Raw genomic sequence first — 15,760 nt, 5'->3', positions numbered from 1 at the left:
ATATTTTCTTTCAAATAAATAATTTGTAATGGCTATATTTGTGTTACAACAAAATGACTTTGAAAAAATTTCTCCCGTTTTTCTCGTACGCCTTACACCCTATTTTTGTTCCGCTATTGGGAACCCTTTTTTATGTTTGGCTCGACTCCCGTTACATGACTTTCGGGCAATACATGGTCTTGTTTTTACAGGTTATTATTATCACCTTCTTCCTGCCTATCGCCTTTTTTTACCTATTGCGAACCTTTGGCAGAATTGACAGCATTATGCTCTCGGATTTGTCACACAGAAAAATTCCGTTGGTGTTACACATCTGCTTGTTGTCGGTTTTAATTCAAAAAAGCATTACAGCTGATTTATTTCCTTCGCTACATTATTTCTTTTTGGGAGGAATTGTCAGCGCCGCTCTGGCCTTTTTGTTGTTGTATGCTAAAATCAAAGCTTCCATTCACATGATTGGTATTAGTGCACTGACTGTTTTTGTAATTGGATTGAGCTTGAAAAACGAACTGAACACTGTGAGCTTAGTCGCTTTTTTGGTAGTGCTCAACGGTTTAGTTGCTTCATCCCGTTTGGTAATGAAAGCGCATACCAACAAAGAATTGCTGATTGGTTTTTTGTGTGGCATTATACCACAAGCGATATTGTTGTATTACTGGTTATAAGATGTAAAACATCAAGCCAAATTTAGCGGTGTTCATATCGATAGACTGACCATCTATTTTAGCTTCAGAAGTAAAAATGGGATTAAAGCCGTAATAGGCATAAATATTCCAAGTGTTCCATCCGGTACTTAAGTACAAGCCGTAATGAAAATCTTGTAAATCTTTTAAATTACTATTGGTTAAATTGCCTTCTGTGGATACCAACTTGTACTGACTGGCAAACAAATAACTTAACTTAACTCCTAAATGAACCCGCCAAAATCGGTGATTATCCGGTGTGGCATTACGCCAACGCAGCTCTAAAGGCAATTCAAGATAATGCAAAGAAAGTTTGTCTTTAGAAACCGAAACCCCATCAGCATTTAAAATCTGGTAAGTAGTTGTACTGCTATTTTCAAAAATTCCCAAATTATGATTGTAAACCGCAACAGCATATCCAAGTCCGGCTGCCACAGCAAAAGTTCTGGAAGAATTAACCGGCATGTCTCTTAAAAACCCAACAGCAAATCCGGGGGAAAACTTGTTTTGCTTTAAACCGTCAGGTCTCTTTTGCAAAGTATTGTAAGTTATATTGAAATAAAATTGATCTTCTCTAAAGAGCGAATCGGGGGCATCAAAATCGGTTTCCACATTCTGAGCCAACACAGTGACCGTGGAAATCAAGAATAGTAAAAGGATTTTGATTCTCATAACTTGAACTAAAGTTTAGCGAATGTACGGCATTTCGATGGAATAAACAATCTGATTAAGATGTAAACTGTCGTTGAAAACTAAGCCATTTGCAATGGCTGTTTTCTTTTTACAGAAAAAAATTAGAAAGTGAACGGGATTACCTCCGGTGATCCGCAATGGGGAAACTATCGTTGAAAACCAAGCCATTTGCAATGGCTGTTTTCTTTTTACAGAAAAAAATTAGAAAGTGAACGGGATTACCTCCGCTGATCCGCAATGGGGAAACTGTCGTTGAAAACTAAGCCATTTGCAATGGCTGTTTTCTTTTTACAGAAAAAAATTAGAAAGTAAAGGGATTACCTGCGGTGATCCGCAATGGGGAAACTGTCGTTGAAAACCAAGCCATTTGCAATGGCTGTTTTCTTTTTACAGAAAAAAATTAGAAAGTAAAGGGATTACCTGCGGTGATCCGCAATGGGGAAACTGTCGTTGAAAACCTAGCCATTTGCAATGGCTGTTTTCTTTTTACAGAAAAAAATTAGAAAGTGAACTTTCCATTTTTTTCTGTAAAAAGAAAACCGAAGCTTTCGCTTCGGTTTTCATCGCAGAGAGGAAGGGATTCGAACCCTCGATGCAGTTACCCACATACAAACTTTCCAGGCTTGCTCCTTCAACCACTCGGACACCTCTCTAATTTGTGGTGCAAAGAACAACAAAAAAAATGATTTATAAAAGCGTGTTGCCAAAATCTTATTGCATTTCGCCACGCAAAGCCGTCTCAAATATGGTCTTGAAAACGGCAGGAGAAACATTTTGGCCCAATAAGTACATCAATTTGGTTACGGCAGCTTCTGTTGTAATGTCTTTCCCCGAAATAATGCCTATTTTTTTGAGTTGGGTGCTGGTTTCATATTGTCCCATATTGACACTTCCTCCGGAACATTGGGTAACATTAACCACATGTAATCCTCGCTTAATGGCTTTCTTCAGAATTTGTATAAACCAATCTTCAGTTGGTGCGTTGCCGGAACCATACGTTTCTAAAACGATTCCTTTTAAGTTTGGTGTTGCCACAATCGCCGACAAGACATTTTCGTTAATCCCTGGGAACATTTTTATAATGACCACATCGTCGTTTAATGTTTTATGAACTACTAACTTTTTGTTGGATTGCTTGGCTAAAATTACATTCGGATTCACATTCAAATGCACACCGGACTCAGCCAAAGGCGGATAATTCGGTGAGGTGAAAGCATTGAAATGTTCGGCGCTTATTTTAGTGGTTCGGTTGCCGCGGTAGAGTTTGTATTCAAAATACAAACAAACTTCTTGAATCACCGGTTTGCCTTTTTGTTGTAAAGACGCAATTTGAATGGCGGTAATCAAGTTTTCTTTGGCATCGGTCCGCAAATCGCCTATAGGCAATTGAGAACCGGTAAAGACCACCGGCTTGGCTAAATTCTCGAGCATAAAACTCATGGCAGAAGCGGAATACGACATCGTATCGGAACCGTGCAGAATGACAAAACCGTCGAAATCGTTGTATTTTTCTTCGATGATGGAAGCGATTTGAACCCATTTGTCCGGACTCATATTAGACGAATCTATAGGCTTAATAAAGGAAATGGTTTCTATTTCGCAATCCAACTGTTTGAGTTCGGGGATTTTTTGCAGCAATTTTTTGAAGTTGAAAGCCTTGAGCGCTCCGGTCTCAAAGTCTTTCATCATCCCGATAGTACCACCGGTGTATATGAGTAAAATATTGGGTTTAGCCTGCGTTTTCATACTTCATTTTATTGACTACCGGATTGGCATACATGGCTAAAAATCCTTCTACCATTTGCGGATTGGTTTCATCTATGCGCATTTCCAAACGTCTTTCAAAAAGCGATTTTTCGTTTTCGGTGTAAAACGCCTTGAACTGTTCGGTTTTAAACAGCAAATCGTAGGCAATATAATTGGTAGGCCATAGTTTGTAGGTCTGCAAAATGGCATCATCTATAACTTGAGCCAACGCCTGAATTTGCTTATTACTATTGTCGAATTCACGCGCGATTGCATCGATTTCACTCGATAACACTTCTCCTACGTGTATGTGTATGCGTTTCTTTTGCCCGATAATGCCGCTTAACAGCGTGATAAAATCTTCGTTTTTGTCTTTGATGTATTTTTCCGCATTGGCTTCAGCCATTAGTTGCGGCATTTTTAAGGCATCGGTCGGATCATATTCATAAGATATGGACACCGGAACAATTTTTAGCTTCTTGAAATAATCAAGCATATTAGCTTCATCGGATGCCATCGCCAACATTTTTAAAACACCGCTATGTGTCGCATCATTCCCATCTTTGGTTCGGCCTTCACGTTGGGCAATCCACACCGAACGGTTTTCGCGCAGTAGCAACTGACCGATGTATTCCGACATTAATTTGGAACTTTCCAACAATTCTCTGGGTGGCAAACCACGTTGCACTAAAAAATTACGATTGAGCTTAGATAAGGTTTTTAAAAAATCCTTTTTGACTAAATTATCCCCAATAGCTGAGGCAGTCATGACCAAACCGTGTTCGTGTAAACAAACGTTCAGTAAAGACGTATCTAAAATAATATCGCGGTGGTTAGAAATAAACAAATACGAGGTATTGGGTTCTAATTTTTCAAAACCCGAAGTAGAAAGTCCGTCCGAGCTTTTCTCCAAAACTTTCTTAACAGCCTTGTAGGCGAAATTAATTTGAAAATCACGAATGGAATGCGTGCGCTTCAACTGTTCTTTCCAAACCGAATCGTCTTCATTTTCGTAGGCAAAATTCATCAATGCCTTCATCATCGGATGATTTATCGCTGATAAAATGGCTTGGTTTACCTCAGCATCATAATAAGGTCGGATAGCATCAAACTTTGACATGTTCGTATAGGCTTGTTTGTAGAACAAATGAACAAAAAAAATCTCAAATGCCCGTTATAAAATGATTAAATCCCGAATATGGCTTTGGCATTTTCTGTGGTAATTCGTGCAATTTCGGCTACCGGAAGCTCGTAAATTTGAGCTAATTTTTGAGCTACCAGCAAAGTATAACTGCTTTCGTTTCGCTTACCACGATGTGGTACCGGTGCCAAATACGGCGAATCGGTTTCCAATACAATATGTTGCAAATCGATTTCTTTTAAAAACTGATCAATCTTCCCGTTTTTAAACGTAGCCACTCCACCTATCCCCAATTTCATGTTCAAGTTAATGGCACGTTGGGCTTGTTCAAAATCGCCGGTAAAACAATGAAAGATGCCAAACAAATCTTCTGACCGCTCGCTTTCCAGCACTTCAAAAACTTCGTCAAAAGCGTCTCGGCAATGGATGTTTATGGCCAACTGATACTTTTTAGCCCATTGAATCTGACGGCGGAAGGCTTCCTGCTGAATGGCTAAAGTGGTTTTATCCCAATACAAATCGATTCCGATTTCGCCTATGGCTTGAAACTTCCTTTTGGCCAATTCGGTTTCAACATGTGCTAATTCTGCTAAATAAGAATCCGGTTTCACATAACACGGATGCAATCCCATCATTAAAAAAATGTTTTGTGGAAACTGCGCTTCCAACTCGTACATTTTTTGGGTATAGGTCGAATCAATCGAAGGAACAAAAAAACGAGAAACTCCGGCATCAATAGCTCTTTGGATCATTTCGGTTCGATCGTTTTCAAACTCTTCGGAATACAAATGCGTGTGGGTATCAGTTAAAATCATTGGAATTAAAGGCGCTAAGATTCTGAGGTGCTAAGGTACTAAGTTTACAGAGAATTTTCCAGCATAATGGAATTTAGATTACTTTTGGAAACCAATTCAAAGCTATGAAAGACTTGCAGGAAGTGCTGAAGAAAGAAAAGTACAAAAAGATCCATTTTAAAGTTTCAAAAACACAACATTTACTGATTAAAGCGAGCATTAACGGCGTTACCGGTAATTTTATTTTAGATACCGGTGCTTCTAACAGTTGTGTGGGTTTTGACAATGTAGATTTTTTTAATCTTACGGCCGGAAAATCGAAAACCAAAGCCGCTGGTGCCGGTGCTACAGGGATGTTTACGCAATTGGCGAAAAACAATGATTTGAAAATAGGGCGATGGAAAACGGATGGTTTTCACTTAATCATCTTCGATATGACTCATGTGAATCAGGCTTTACAACAATACAAAGCCAAACCCGTTCACGGCATTATAGGTGCTGATGTTTTATTAGAAGGGAAAGCGATTATTGATTACTATAATCACTGCCTGTACCTGAAGTAAAGTGTTTCTTCATCGAATAATACGCCAAAACAGTACTCAATAACATCAAAAATCCTCCCAAAATAAAAGGCGCTCCGGGCAACGGAAACGGTGCTTCATCGTGAGTAAAGAAGTAAAAAGTATTCGTCATCATAGGCGGACCGATAATGGCTGAGGCACTCATCAAACTCGCCAATGTCCCTTGAATTTCTCCTTGCTCATTAGCAGGTACTTTTCCGGAAACTTCCGATTGTAAAGCCGGACCGGCAATACCGCCCAAACAATACGGCACTAAAAAGGCAAACATCATCCAGCTTTGTGTAGCAAAAGCAAACAACAACATTCCGATAGTGTACAACGACAAGCCTAAGTAAATACTTTTTTGGTTGCCTAAACGCGGACTCGTAAAACGGACCAAGCCACCTTGTACGAGACCAACAAGAAGGCCGACTACACCCAGTGAAATCCCTACCATTTTTTCATCCCAACCAAAGCGGTACATGGTAAAGAAACTCCAATTGCTGTGTACGGCATGGGAGCCGACATACAATAAGAAAATAGCTAAAATGAGTCCGATTAAGGAAGGATACTTTTTTAAATTCAGCAAGGCGCCAATCGGATTGGCTCTTTTCCACTCAAAGGCACGACGGTTTTCTTTAGACAACGATTCAGGCAAGATGAAATAGCCATATAAAAAGTTCAGCAAACACAAAACGGCTGCGGCATAAAACGGCACTCGGGAACCGTATTGCCCTAACAAACCGCCAAGCACCGGACCAATGATAAAGCCCAATCCAAAGGCTGCGCCTATCATTCCGAAGTTTTTGGCTCTGTTTTCCGGCGTGCTTACATCGGCTATATAAGCGGAAGCTGTGGTAATACTGGCTCCGGTTAAACCGGCTATGATGCGGCCTACAAAAAGCCAAACAATGGTTGGAGAAAAAGCCAAGAGTAAATAATCCAGCGCAAAGGCAAAGAGCGAAATCAGGATAATCGGGCGGCGTCCGTATTTGTCGCTCAAATTGCCTATTAAAGGAGCGCAAACAAATTGTGTTATCGCATAGGCAAAGGTTAACCATCCGCCGTATTTGGCTGCTTCGCTAATATCTCCGTGAATCAATTCGGCTATCAACTTTGGAATTACCGGAATGATAATGCCCCAACCGGTAATGTCGATAAGCATGGTTATAAAAATAAATCCTATAGCGGCTTGCTTCTTGTTTTTCTTCATAGTTGATTTTGGGTGTTACCAAAAGGTGCGGGACAACTTCTTAATAGTTTTTAATGCAACACAAATAAACAAAAAAATCCCAAACTCTTTTGGAATTTGGGATTGGTAAATTTTGTTTAAAATAGCCATTAATATTTTATCATTTTTTTGCGACTCACCGTTTCGAGCCCTTTTACTTCAACCAAATAAACGCCACTGGTTAAGGAATCAACATTTAAAGTGTAAGTGTTACTCTCATCTATGTAAATTGTTTTGATCTTTTTACCGGATAGGTCGTATAAATTAATGGTATTGAATTCAAATTCACTCGTTATGGTTATCCTATCTGTTGAAGGATTAGGGCTAATTTCAAATTCTTTAATTGCATTATTTTGATCCAACGAAAGACTGTTTAAGACCGCATTAAATTCGCATTCTGTTATCTGAAAACCTTCTTCATCTAAAACGGTAACTAATACACTTGTGTTTTGAGTAATTGCAGTTCCTGGAACAGGGTTTTGAGTAATTGTAATATCGGTCAAACAATTGGCGTTCAACAATGAAAACTCTTGAGTATAATTTGGTAAAATATACTGATTAGCACCATTGGGCAAAACTTGTCTGTCTTGACAAGCAATTTGAATATTTTGAGGATCATACGCTACCATAGAAGTTAATACCGTTGGTGTGTTTTTTACTAACTGCGGATTAGTTCCGTCTATATTGATTGAAATTAATCCATAAGTAAAATTGTAACGGCTTAATGAGTAGTAAATCTTATCACAATTGATGGTAAAGGAAGAAATATCACCTTCTGTATTGGTGTGAATTGTTTGAACATTAGTCCCAGTTAAATTAGATCTACTAATTGTATTTAAAACAGACCAATATAGATTGTCATTTTTAATATTCATATTAGACAACAAACTATTGGCAGTATAGAGAAGCGTTATATTTTGTCCGCTTAATGTAGATCTGTATACTTTACCAACGGTTGTATTTAATCCATTCTCAATCCAATAAATAAAATCTCCCTTTATAGCAAAAGAATTAATACTGAATTCATTACCGGAGGCATTTATGATGGTTGAAGGACTATAATTAGTTGTTGATGACTTTCTTATAGTAGCATTATTAATCAAAAAATAAACCTCATTCAATTTAGTCACTTCCAAGTCATTGATAATGGCTCCTACATTAGAGGACAAAGTAGAAGAAACACCGGATGATAAATTTGACTTTTTCAAATAATTTGATGAGAAAAACAATTCTCCTGAACTCACATCGACCGCACTAACATTATTGAATTGGTCTCCAACAATGACTTGATAGTTGGTTGATGTGGTTGAAATTCTGTGAACTTTATTGTTAGTCGTATAAGTATCAGACCAATATATATAACCATTATTTCCTGCAATTCCCTTAGGGTTTGCCAATCCGGAAATTGTATATAACGTTTGGATATTGGTACCGTCTAAATTACTTCTCATTATTTTATCTAACCCTGTATCTGTCCAATAAATTTTATTCTCAAATACAGTTAAATCATTCAATATAGACAAACCGGTAGGTGATACTGCTGAGCTAATCAGAATCGTTTCCGACGTTAAGTTTAAAAGCGCTCTCTTGATTACTCGAGCTCCGGCATTATTTACACTCCAATAAATAAAACCGTTTTCAACCCATAACCCTCTAAAATCAGAACCTTCATCTGTTAGCACTTGTTGATTGGTTCCATCCAGATTGGCGGAATTAAGGGTTTGAGAATCGACCCAGTAAATCGAATTATTGGCGACTACAAGTTTAGTTGCCGATGAGGAGATATTATTGATTAAGACAACTACATTACTCCCATCAAGATTGGATTTTCTGATGGAATTTTGATCTAAAAAATACAATTGGTTATTAAACCCAAAAACACTTTTGGGTTGAATTAACCCATCCAGTTGGTCATGAACAATTTCAGGCAAACTTCCGTCCGGTTCAAATCTGTAATTTCTATTCACCGAATTTTCATCTGAAACGTACAATTTTTGATTATAAAAAGACACTCCGGCCGGAGTATTAAATGACGTTTTAACTACATTGTCATTGGCTCCTAAAAAAGAGAAAGAATGTATCGTCCTATTATAATCTGTATAATACAACTTAGCTTCTTGAGCATTGATAATGTTGAATGTGATTAACAATAGTAAGCTAAACTTTTTCATAACATTAGTAATAAGGTTTTTTTTTAAAGAAATTAAAAACAAATATTTATTGATAATAAATTATAAGGTGATTTAATTTTTTCAGTTAATAAGTAAGAATCCCTAAACTCATTTCGAATTTGGAATTGGCATTCAGAGTGTATAAACTATTGTTTAACTACTTTTATTGTTCTAAAGGCAGTACCCATATTCACTTTTACCAAGTAGGTTCCCGCAGGTAGTTCAGAAACATTAATTGTTGTATAATTCGTGTTGATCGATTTTATCATCACTTCTTGACCAAGTAAATTGTAAACAGCCAGCGATATAATTTCATGCTCAGCTGAAACTGTTAATACCTCATTCGTTGGGTTAGGATACACTTTTATTTCATTTTCTAAAAGGGTAACATCATCCATTCCCAAATTAGATGTCGGACAGTTGATGGCTGTTGGCACACTGCGTAGTGTGTTGGTTCCATCGCCCAATTGGCCTAAATTATTGCGTCCCCAAACATACATTGTACCATCAGTCTTGATGGCAGATGTTGTTGAAACACCCGCGTCAATAGTTAACCAATTAGTGGCTGTCCCTATTTGTACCGGAACACTACTACTTACTGTAGTGCCATTCCCCAATTGAGAGTAACTATTAATTCCCCAAGCCCAAATAGTACCGTTATTTTTTTTACCCACAGCATGAGCACCACCTACGCCAATGTGTTGCCAGTCGTTTGCTGTTCCAATTTGCACAGGTGTAGTTCTATCGGTGGCCGTTCCGTCACCTAACTGGCTATACTGGTTATCCCCCCAAGCCCAAAGTGTACCATCCGTTTTTAGGGCATATGAACTCCCGTTTCCTGCATATACTTTTGACCAATTGGTTGCAGTGCCGATTTGTACCGGCGCATTGCTGTTGCTCAAATTTCCGTTACCTAACTGACCTTTATTGTTGTAACCCCAAGCCCAAAGCGTACCATTTGATTTAACTGCTAAAGTATAATCATATCCTGCAGAAACATACGCCCATGTATCGGTTCCAACTTGGGTTGGTTCAAAGTAATTCAAACTCGTGGATAATCCGAGTTGTCCATAGCCATTTGAACCCCAAGTCCATAGCGTTCCATTGGTTTTTATAGCCGCAGTATGTCCAGTACCTGCCGAAACAGCTTGCCAATTATTATCAGTTCCTACTCGAATAGGAGCCAACACAGAACTTCCTGACGTAGAGTTGATGTTTCCAATATTTTGTCCCCAACCCCAAAGGGAACCATCATTTTTAATAGCCATACCCGTAAAAGCAGTTTCTGAAACACTTTGCCAAGTATTTTCATTTCCAATTTGTACCGGGTAATTTCGGCTGGTGTTGGTTCCATCTCCAATTGAACCGTTTACACTGGAACCCCAAGCCCACAATGAACCATCCGATTTGATGGCTGTAGCTCCCAAAGCAGCACAGCTAAGTTGGGAAAAACAAGTAGTCGCTGCCGTCACGAAAAAACCTCCGTAAACCCATTCCGTTTGAGTGTTACCACAAACTGAGGCAACCCACCAATGGTAATCTGTATTCGGTAATAAACCATTTAAATTTGCTGAAGTAGCAACTGTACTACCGTCTGTTCCGCCAATAGTAGGTGTAGTATTATACAAATACAGGTAAGTGTTCGGAGCAGGTGTTGCAGCAGTCCAATTCAAAGTAGCTGTAGTCGAGGTAATATTAGTAGTCGAAAAATTAGACGGAGGATTACAAGACGATGTATTGGCACAAGTTATTGAACGGATTCTGGATGTATTTTGAGTACCGCAATTGGCATTGGCACTGAAATGATATCTAATAACACCAGAGGTAGTATTTGAATTCCAAACTAAAGGAGTTAATCCACTTGCCAAGACCGAAGTTCCGGTGGCATTGGTAATGGTTATAAAATCGGTTGCAATAGAACTGGTAAAAGTATACTGCCTATTTGAAAGCACATTAACATTAGTATATTCTCCAGCCCATGCGTCTGCAACAATTTGTTCGGCGTTTCCTGTACATGAAGGGGTAAAAGTAGTGTCAGGATACAATCCATAAATGGCACCATTACATGTTAATGCCGCAATCGTCGTAAAACTTCCTCCTGACACCCAAGCACTTTTGTTTCCATTACAATTGGAACGTATCCAGTAATAATAGGTAGTGGCAGCAGTTAGTCCGTTTAAAGCACCCACAAGATTAGCCACGCTGGTTAGGGTAGCATTAGTGGTAGTTAATGGAGCAGTATTATTGGTGCTCAAATAAATATCGTATGAATTGGCCGCAGGAGTTGGGGCAACCCAAAACAAACGGCATGAATTTGAAGTAATATTAGAAACCGTTAAGCCGGATGGTAATCCGCAACTTACAGGAGTTCCACATTGAATATACCTGATTCTATTGGTGTTTTGAGCGCCACAATTAGCATCGGTATGAAAATAATAACGCATTACTCCGGCATTTGAAGCAGATGCCCAACTTAACGGGGATAATCCGCTTGCTAAAACAATATCGCCGGCTTCATTGGTAATGGTAACAAAATCCGTAGCGACTGAGCTTGAAAAGGTATACTGTGTATTTGACAATATATTTACTTTTGAATATTCACCGGCGTAAGCATTATTTACGATTTGCTCTGCGCTTCCTGAACATGACGGGGTATAAGTTGCCGCCGGCCATTGACCGTAAGTAGCCGTAGTACATCCGGATAAAGCAGCTGTAGTAAAACTTCCTCCTGAGGTCCATGTACTCTTTTCGGAACCACAATTGGAACGAACCCAGTAATAATAAGTTGTTCCTGCGGTTAATCCGTTAGTAACACTCACACTGGTAGCAGTACTTGTTAAGGTTGGTGTTGTGTTGGTTGTCGGGGCAACAGTAGTTGTTGCAATATATATTTCGTATCCTGAACCAGGGACTGATGCCGGAGCTGTCCAAGTTAATTGACAAGTAGTAGACGTTATATTGGACACTGCTAAATTAGTTGGAGGATTACAAGTGGTAGCACTTGGTGTCATTTTCACCAAACCCAATTGCAAAGTTCCTGCCCAAATAACCCCAGAAGATTGTGTTTTGAGTGCGCTAAAATAATTATCAGGCAACCCGGAATTTGAAGTGTTATAGGTAACACAGTTGGTGAAATTTTGGATACCTTCTCCATTAAAGGCAATCCATACCTTATTGTTACTATCTACATCTAAGGCATTCAATTGATAGCCTGCCAAACACGAATTACTTTGGTAGTAGTTGCTAAAAAAAGTTCCGTCAATAGTATAGGTCAAGAAACTATCAAAGCCAGCAACGTAAATCAGATCACCATAGGCTTTTAATAATTTATCTGTGCCTTGGGCAATGAAATTGTAATCGGTGCCGTTGAATTTGTACAAATTGCCGTTATTGGTTACCCAAATGCCATTAGCATAATCAATCTCGATGGAGTTAATATTAGTCAATGCGTTATAAGTCGTCCAAGTAGTCCCATTGAATCTGGTAAGACCGGAAGTTGTTACTACCCAAAGATTGTTATTGCTGTCGACATCGATACAAACAATCGCGTTGTTAGGAAGTCCTGAATTGGAGCTGGTATAATTGGTCCAAGTGGTTCCGTTTAATAAGATGATTCCATTGTTTTGAGAAGCCATCCATTTTCTCCCCAAACCATCAATTTCGATTTCGAGGATAGCATTAGAGGCAATACCCGAGTTTCCTGTATTGTACTTGGTAAAAGTAGTACCGTTAAAAGTTGAAACGCCGCTAAAGGAGGAAATCCACAGTAACCCGTTGGCATCTGTTTTTATATCTCCAACGTAATCACTTCCAATTCCGGAATTAGAGGTATTATAAATAGTGTAATTGTAATTTTGTCCGAAAGAAATAAAGCTGAACAATATCAATCCGAGCAAGTAAAGTTTTTTCATGTAGTTTTAATTAAGTTTTAATTGAATAGTCCCTAAAGCAATCTTAGGCAATACGATTGAGCTTACCATCCAATCAAAATAAAAAGGGTTGGAAACATAAAACTCTATTCCTGTCAAAAGATTACAAAAGGGACTTTTGGGAAAGTTAGCATGGCATTTGCCAACAAAAAATGGTTTTTAAGGTTGAAATTATTTTTCCAATTTCAACCAGAAATAATCGTTCCATCCTTCTATTAATCGGGTTGGATCAGTATTTTTAGATCGGTCTTGTTCAGGAATCAATACTATTTTTTTGTCTTTAACCGTGAATTTGTAAATTCTTGGTTTGGCTTCTCCTTCAACAGTCAATTCGATTCTGTAACTACCATCCGTTAAATCGGCAAATTTAATTTCACCCGGTTTGTTTACTAATTTGAACGCACATTGATTATCGTTCCATTTGGCCTGTTCTACTTGAGCAGTGTTTGGTCCGTTACCGTAATGTTGTGCGTACAATTTGTTGTCTTTGAACATATTTACCGACCATTTTACACTTTTATTAGTTTTTCTGCTATTGGATGGATTTGGCATAAATTCTTCATGCGTAAGGTAAAATCCAAAAAGAAGATTTCCGCTATCGGCATGATTTAAATAGGCAAAGTTATTCCAAGGGCCACGAACCACATACATTTCATTCATCGCCGCATAAGCATCATTATTGGTTAATTTTACCAATTCAAAGTCAAAGGAATAAAACATTTTGTCACCGGCATAAAAATCCAATCGGTAATTCCCCGGCCCCCAATCTGTTATAAAAGATTCCGAATGGCCTACCCATTCGCCATCACGTTGGTAACGACTGGTCGGCTCATTGAACTTGGTCTTTTTACCATCATCAAATACTTGATTCCCGGAATATTCAAAATAATTCATGTATTGGTTGTCTTTGAACACCTTGATTCTCAAATACTCTGACTGATTCTCAAAATGATGAACTGTTTTTCCATCAACCGTTTTGTTAGGAATGAAAGTCGCTGTATAACTGTTAATTGTACCTGCCGTCGTTCCGTAAAGAAGTGAGCTCATAGTTACAGCCGGTGTTTGCTTGAACTGCGTCCAGTCTAATTTTAAACCTGTCGGGAAACCGCCGCCGCCTTTTTTCTTTTTTCCGCCTTTGGTGGCTTCACTAGCTTTTTCCACCACTTCTGAAGCTTGAGAAGCTTGGTTTTTTGCTTTGTTTAATTTGTTTAACAACTGTGCCTGACTATTCACTGTAAAAGCGATACAAGCCAGCAAAATAATTTTTTTCATCTTTAATTTTTATAAAAATAGATTAGTACTGTGGATTATTCCTTTATAATTTTGAATGTTTTTATTTCGTTATCTGAAGTTACTCTTACCAAATAAGTTCCGGCAGACAAATTGGAAACGTCTATCGAAGTTTCGTTGTTGCTTAGAGATTTTGATAAAATTTCTTGTCCTAATAAATTGTAAATAGAAACAGTTGTAATTTCCTTTTCAAGCAAAAAGTTTAATTTATTGTTTACAGGATTTGGAAATACTTTTAATCCGTTTAAGGCAAAATCTTCATTAGAAAGTGCTGAAGGATAACAAGAAATGTAAGTAAAAGTGTTTTTTTGAACAAAAGTACCATCGCCTATCTGACCTACGACATTGCTTCCTGTTCCTCGAATAAAGCCATCACTGTTTTTTACCAAGGCGTGATAACCTCCTGCCGAAATTTTGTTAGAATCCAGAGAAGTGCCCACTTGCGTTGGGATATATACATCAGAAGTATTCCCGGATGTTCCAAGACCTAACTGCCCAGAATAATTATAACCCCAACTCCATAAGGAAAGATTATTTTTGGTAGCAATTGTATAACGAGTACCGGCTGACACATCTAACCAATCCGTTGCAGTTCCAACCTGAATAGGAGTTGTTCTATAAATAGTTGTTCCATCGCCAAGTTGTCCGGTTGAATTTTCACCCCAAGTCCAAAGTGTTCCGTCGGTCTTTATAGCAGCACAATGGTGTTGACCTCCGGCCAATTTTAACCAATTGGTATCTGTTCCAATTTGAATGGGAATATTGTTTTGAGTTGAAGTTCCATATATATTAAACCTCGAGCCCCAAAACCATAAAGTTCCGTCAGACTTAATGGCAAGGGAATGATTTATTCCTGTTGCTATAGTTTGCCAATTTGTAGCAGTGCCGATTTGAGTTGGGGTAGTTTTATTAACTGTTGTGTTATCTCCCAATTGTCCGAATTCATTTTTACCCCAAGCCCATAGAGTCCCATTTGTTTTTAAAGCTATGGTATGATTCCATCCATCACTCACGCTTAGCCAATTGGTATCAGAGCCTAATTGAGTAGGAGTAGCTATAACATAATTTGCATTTCCGGTACCTAATTTTTCAGCAGCATTACTACCCCAAACCCAAAGCGTTCCATCAGCTTTTATGCCGTATGAAGAAGAATAACCTGCATGTACTTTAACCCAATTATTTGCTGTTCCTATTTGTGTTGGAATGTTCTTAGTTACATCAGTGCCATCGCCTAATTGGTACAATACATTTCTACCCCAAGCCCAAAGTGTTCCGTCATTTTTTATGGCTAAAGAGTGATACTCTCCGGCACTAATACTTTGCCAGCATTGGGCAGATAATTGTAACGATATAAACAATAATAAAATAGTAATGATTCTTTTCATATCAAATGTTTTGGGCAGTAATTTTGAATTTGACTTTTATCGAATTCCCGCCAAAACTATGTGATAAGAACTGTTAGAGCAATTTGTTTATCGGACTATTTATAAATAATCAGCTAAAAAGTTCAGATTTAATTCGT

Annotated in this window: 11 protein-coding genes and 1 tRNA gene; 2 read left to right on the top strand and 10 right to left on the bottom strand. The window is 38.3% G+C overall.

Annotated features, from left to right (window positions below; genetic code table 11):
• Window positions 1–59: 59 nt before the first annotated feature.
• On the top strand, window positions 60–665 hold the full coding sequence (locus tag ACJG85_RS04175) for a hypothetical protein (protein ID WP_412476996.1): 606 nt from the start codon (window positions 60–62) through the stop codon (window positions 663–665).
• Here ACJG85_RS04175 and ACJG85_RS04170 read toward each other — a convergent pair.
• The 5 genes from ACJG85_RS04170 to ACJG85_RS04150 all read right to left on the bottom strand — a co-directional run bounded on the left by ACJG85_RS04170 (window position 660) and on the right by ACJG85_RS04150 (window position 5,078).
• Complete coding sequence (locus ACJG85_RS04170) at window positions 660–1,355, bottom strand: porin family protein (RefSeq protein WP_409675920.1); 696 nt, start codon at window positions 1,353–1,355, stop codon at window positions 660–662. The genes ACJG85_RS04175 and ACJG85_RS04170 overlap by 6 nt on opposite strands.
• A 587-nt stretch (window positions 1,356–1,942) precedes the next feature.
• Window positions 1,943–2,029: transfer RNA gene (locus ACJG85_RS04165), tRNA-Ser, on the bottom strand.
• A 58-nt stretch (window positions 2,030–2,087) separates the two neighbouring features.
• Window positions 2,088–3,122, bottom strand: a complete 1,035-nt coding sequence (locus tag ACJG85_RS04160) for an asparaginase (RefSeq protein WP_412476995.1) — start codon at window positions 3,120–3,122, stop codon at window positions 2,088–2,090.
• On the bottom strand, window positions 3,106–4,242 hold the full coding sequence (locus ACJG85_RS04155; RefSeq protein WP_409675914.1) for a 1-acyl-sn-glycerol-3-phosphate acyltransferase: 1,137 nt from the start codon (window positions 4,240–4,242) through the stop codon (window positions 3,106–3,108). Before ACJG85_RS04155 ends, ACJG85_RS04160 begins: the two co-directional genes overlap by 17 nt.
• A gap of 65 nt (window positions 4,243–4,307) precedes the next feature.
• Window positions 4,308–5,078 (bottom strand): TatD family hydrolase, encoded by a 771-nt coding sequence (locus ACJG85_RS04150; RefSeq protein ID WP_412476994.1) that lies wholly within the window; start codon window positions 5,076–5,078, stop codon window positions 4,308–4,310.
• Window positions 5,079–5,182: 104 nt separating this feature from the next.
• Here ACJG85_RS04150 and ACJG85_RS04145 point away from each other — a divergent pair, with 104 nt between their 5' ends.
• Window positions 5,183–5,620 carry a retropepsin-like aspartic protease gene (locus tag ACJG85_RS04145; protein ID WP_409675909.1) on the top strand — a complete coding sequence of 146 codons (438 nt, stop codon included), beginning with the start codon at window positions 5,183–5,185 and terminating at the stop codon, window positions 5,618–5,620.
• Here the strand turns inward: ACJG85_RS04145 and ACJG85_RS04140 are convergent.
• The 5 genes from ACJG85_RS04140 to ACJG85_RS04120 form a co-directional block, all read right to left on the bottom strand.
• Window positions 5,583–6,830 carry a TCR/Tet family MFS transporter gene (locus tag ACJG85_RS04140; RefSeq protein ID WP_409675906.1) on the bottom strand — a complete coding sequence of 416 codons (1,248 nt, stop codon included), beginning with the start codon at window positions 6,828–6,830 and terminating at the stop codon, window positions 5,583–5,585. The two genes, ACJG85_RS04145 and ACJG85_RS04140, sit on opposite strands and share 38 nt — an antisense overlap.
• Before the next feature lie 128 nt (window positions 6,831–6,958).
• On the bottom strand, window positions 6,959–9,019 hold the full coding sequence (locus ACJG85_RS04135; protein ID WP_412476993.1) for a T9SS type A sorting domain-containing protein: 2,061 nt from the start codon (window positions 9,017–9,019) through the stop codon (window positions 6,959–6,961).
• Between the two features lie 146 nt (window positions 9,020–9,165).
• The gene (locus ACJG85_RS04130) at window positions 9,166–12,930 is read right to left on the bottom strand and encodes a fibronectin type III domain-containing protein (protein WP_412476992.1); all 3,765 of its coding nucleotides are present in this window, start codon (window positions 12,928–12,930) and stop codon (window positions 9,166–9,168) included.
• A 189-nt stretch (window positions 12,931–13,119) separates the two neighbouring features.
• Window positions 13,120–14,220 carry a hypothetical protein gene (locus ACJG85_RS04125; protein WP_409675897.1) on the bottom strand — a complete coding sequence of 367 codons (1,101 nt, stop codon included), beginning with the start codon at window positions 14,218–14,220 and terminating at the stop codon, window positions 13,120–13,122.
• A 35-nt stretch (window positions 14,221–14,255) separates the two neighbouring features.
• On the bottom strand, window positions 14,256–15,623 hold the full coding sequence (locus tag ACJG85_RS04120) for a T9SS type A sorting domain-containing protein (protein WP_412476991.1): 1,368 nt from the start codon (window positions 15,621–15,623) through the stop codon (window positions 14,256–14,258).
• Window positions 15,624–15,760 lie beyond the last annotated feature (137 nt).

The sequence above is a fragment of the Flavobacterium mekongense genome (assembly GCF_047038255.1).
GTDB lineage: Bacteria > Bacteroidota > Bacteroidia > Flavobacteriales > Flavobacteriaceae > Flavobacterium > Flavobacterium mekongense.
The sequence above is the reverse complement of the archived record's forward strand: the minus strand, read 5'-3'. Positions and strand labels throughout refer to the sequence as shown.

Coding starts and splice junctions, on each gene's coding strand:
- ACJG85_RS04160 (WP_412476995.1), bottom strand. CDS start 3,122: ATGAAAACGCAGGCTAAACCCAATATTTTACTCATATACACCGGTGGT.
- ACJG85_RS04135 (WP_412476993.1), bottom strand. CDS start 9,019: ATGAAAAAGTTTAGCTTACTATTGTTAATCACATTCAACATTATCAAT.
- ACJG85_RS04145 (WP_409675909.1), top strand. CDS start 5,183: ATGAAAGACTTGCAGGAAGTGCTGAAGAAAGAAAAGTACAAAAAGATC.
- ACJG85_RS04140 (WP_409675906.1), bottom strand. CDS start 6,830: ATGAAGAAAAACAAGAAGCAAGCCGCTATAGGATTTATTTTTATAACC.
- ACJG85_RS04130 (WP_412476992.1), bottom strand. CDS start 12,930: ATGAAAAAACTTTACTTGCTCGGATTGATATTGTTCAGCTTTATTTCT.
- ACJG85_RS04155 (WP_409675914.1), bottom strand. CDS start 4,242: ATGTCAAAGTTTGATGCTATCCGACCTTATTATGATGCTGAGGTAAAC.
- ACJG85_RS04120 (WP_412476991.1), bottom strand. CDS start 15,623: ATGAAAAGAATCATTACTATTTTATTATTGTTTATATCGTTACAATTA.
- ACJG85_RS04170 (WP_409675920.1), bottom strand. CDS start 1,355: ATGAGAATCAAAATCCTTTTACTATTCTTGATTTCCACGGTCACTGTG.
- ACJG85_RS04125 (WP_409675897.1), bottom strand. CDS start 14,220: ATGAAAAAAATTATTTTGCTGGCTTGTATCGCTTTTACAGTGAATAGT.
- ACJG85_RS04150 (WP_412476994.1), bottom strand. CDS start 5,078: ATGATTTTAACTGATACCCACACGCATTTGTATTCCGAAGAGTTTGAA.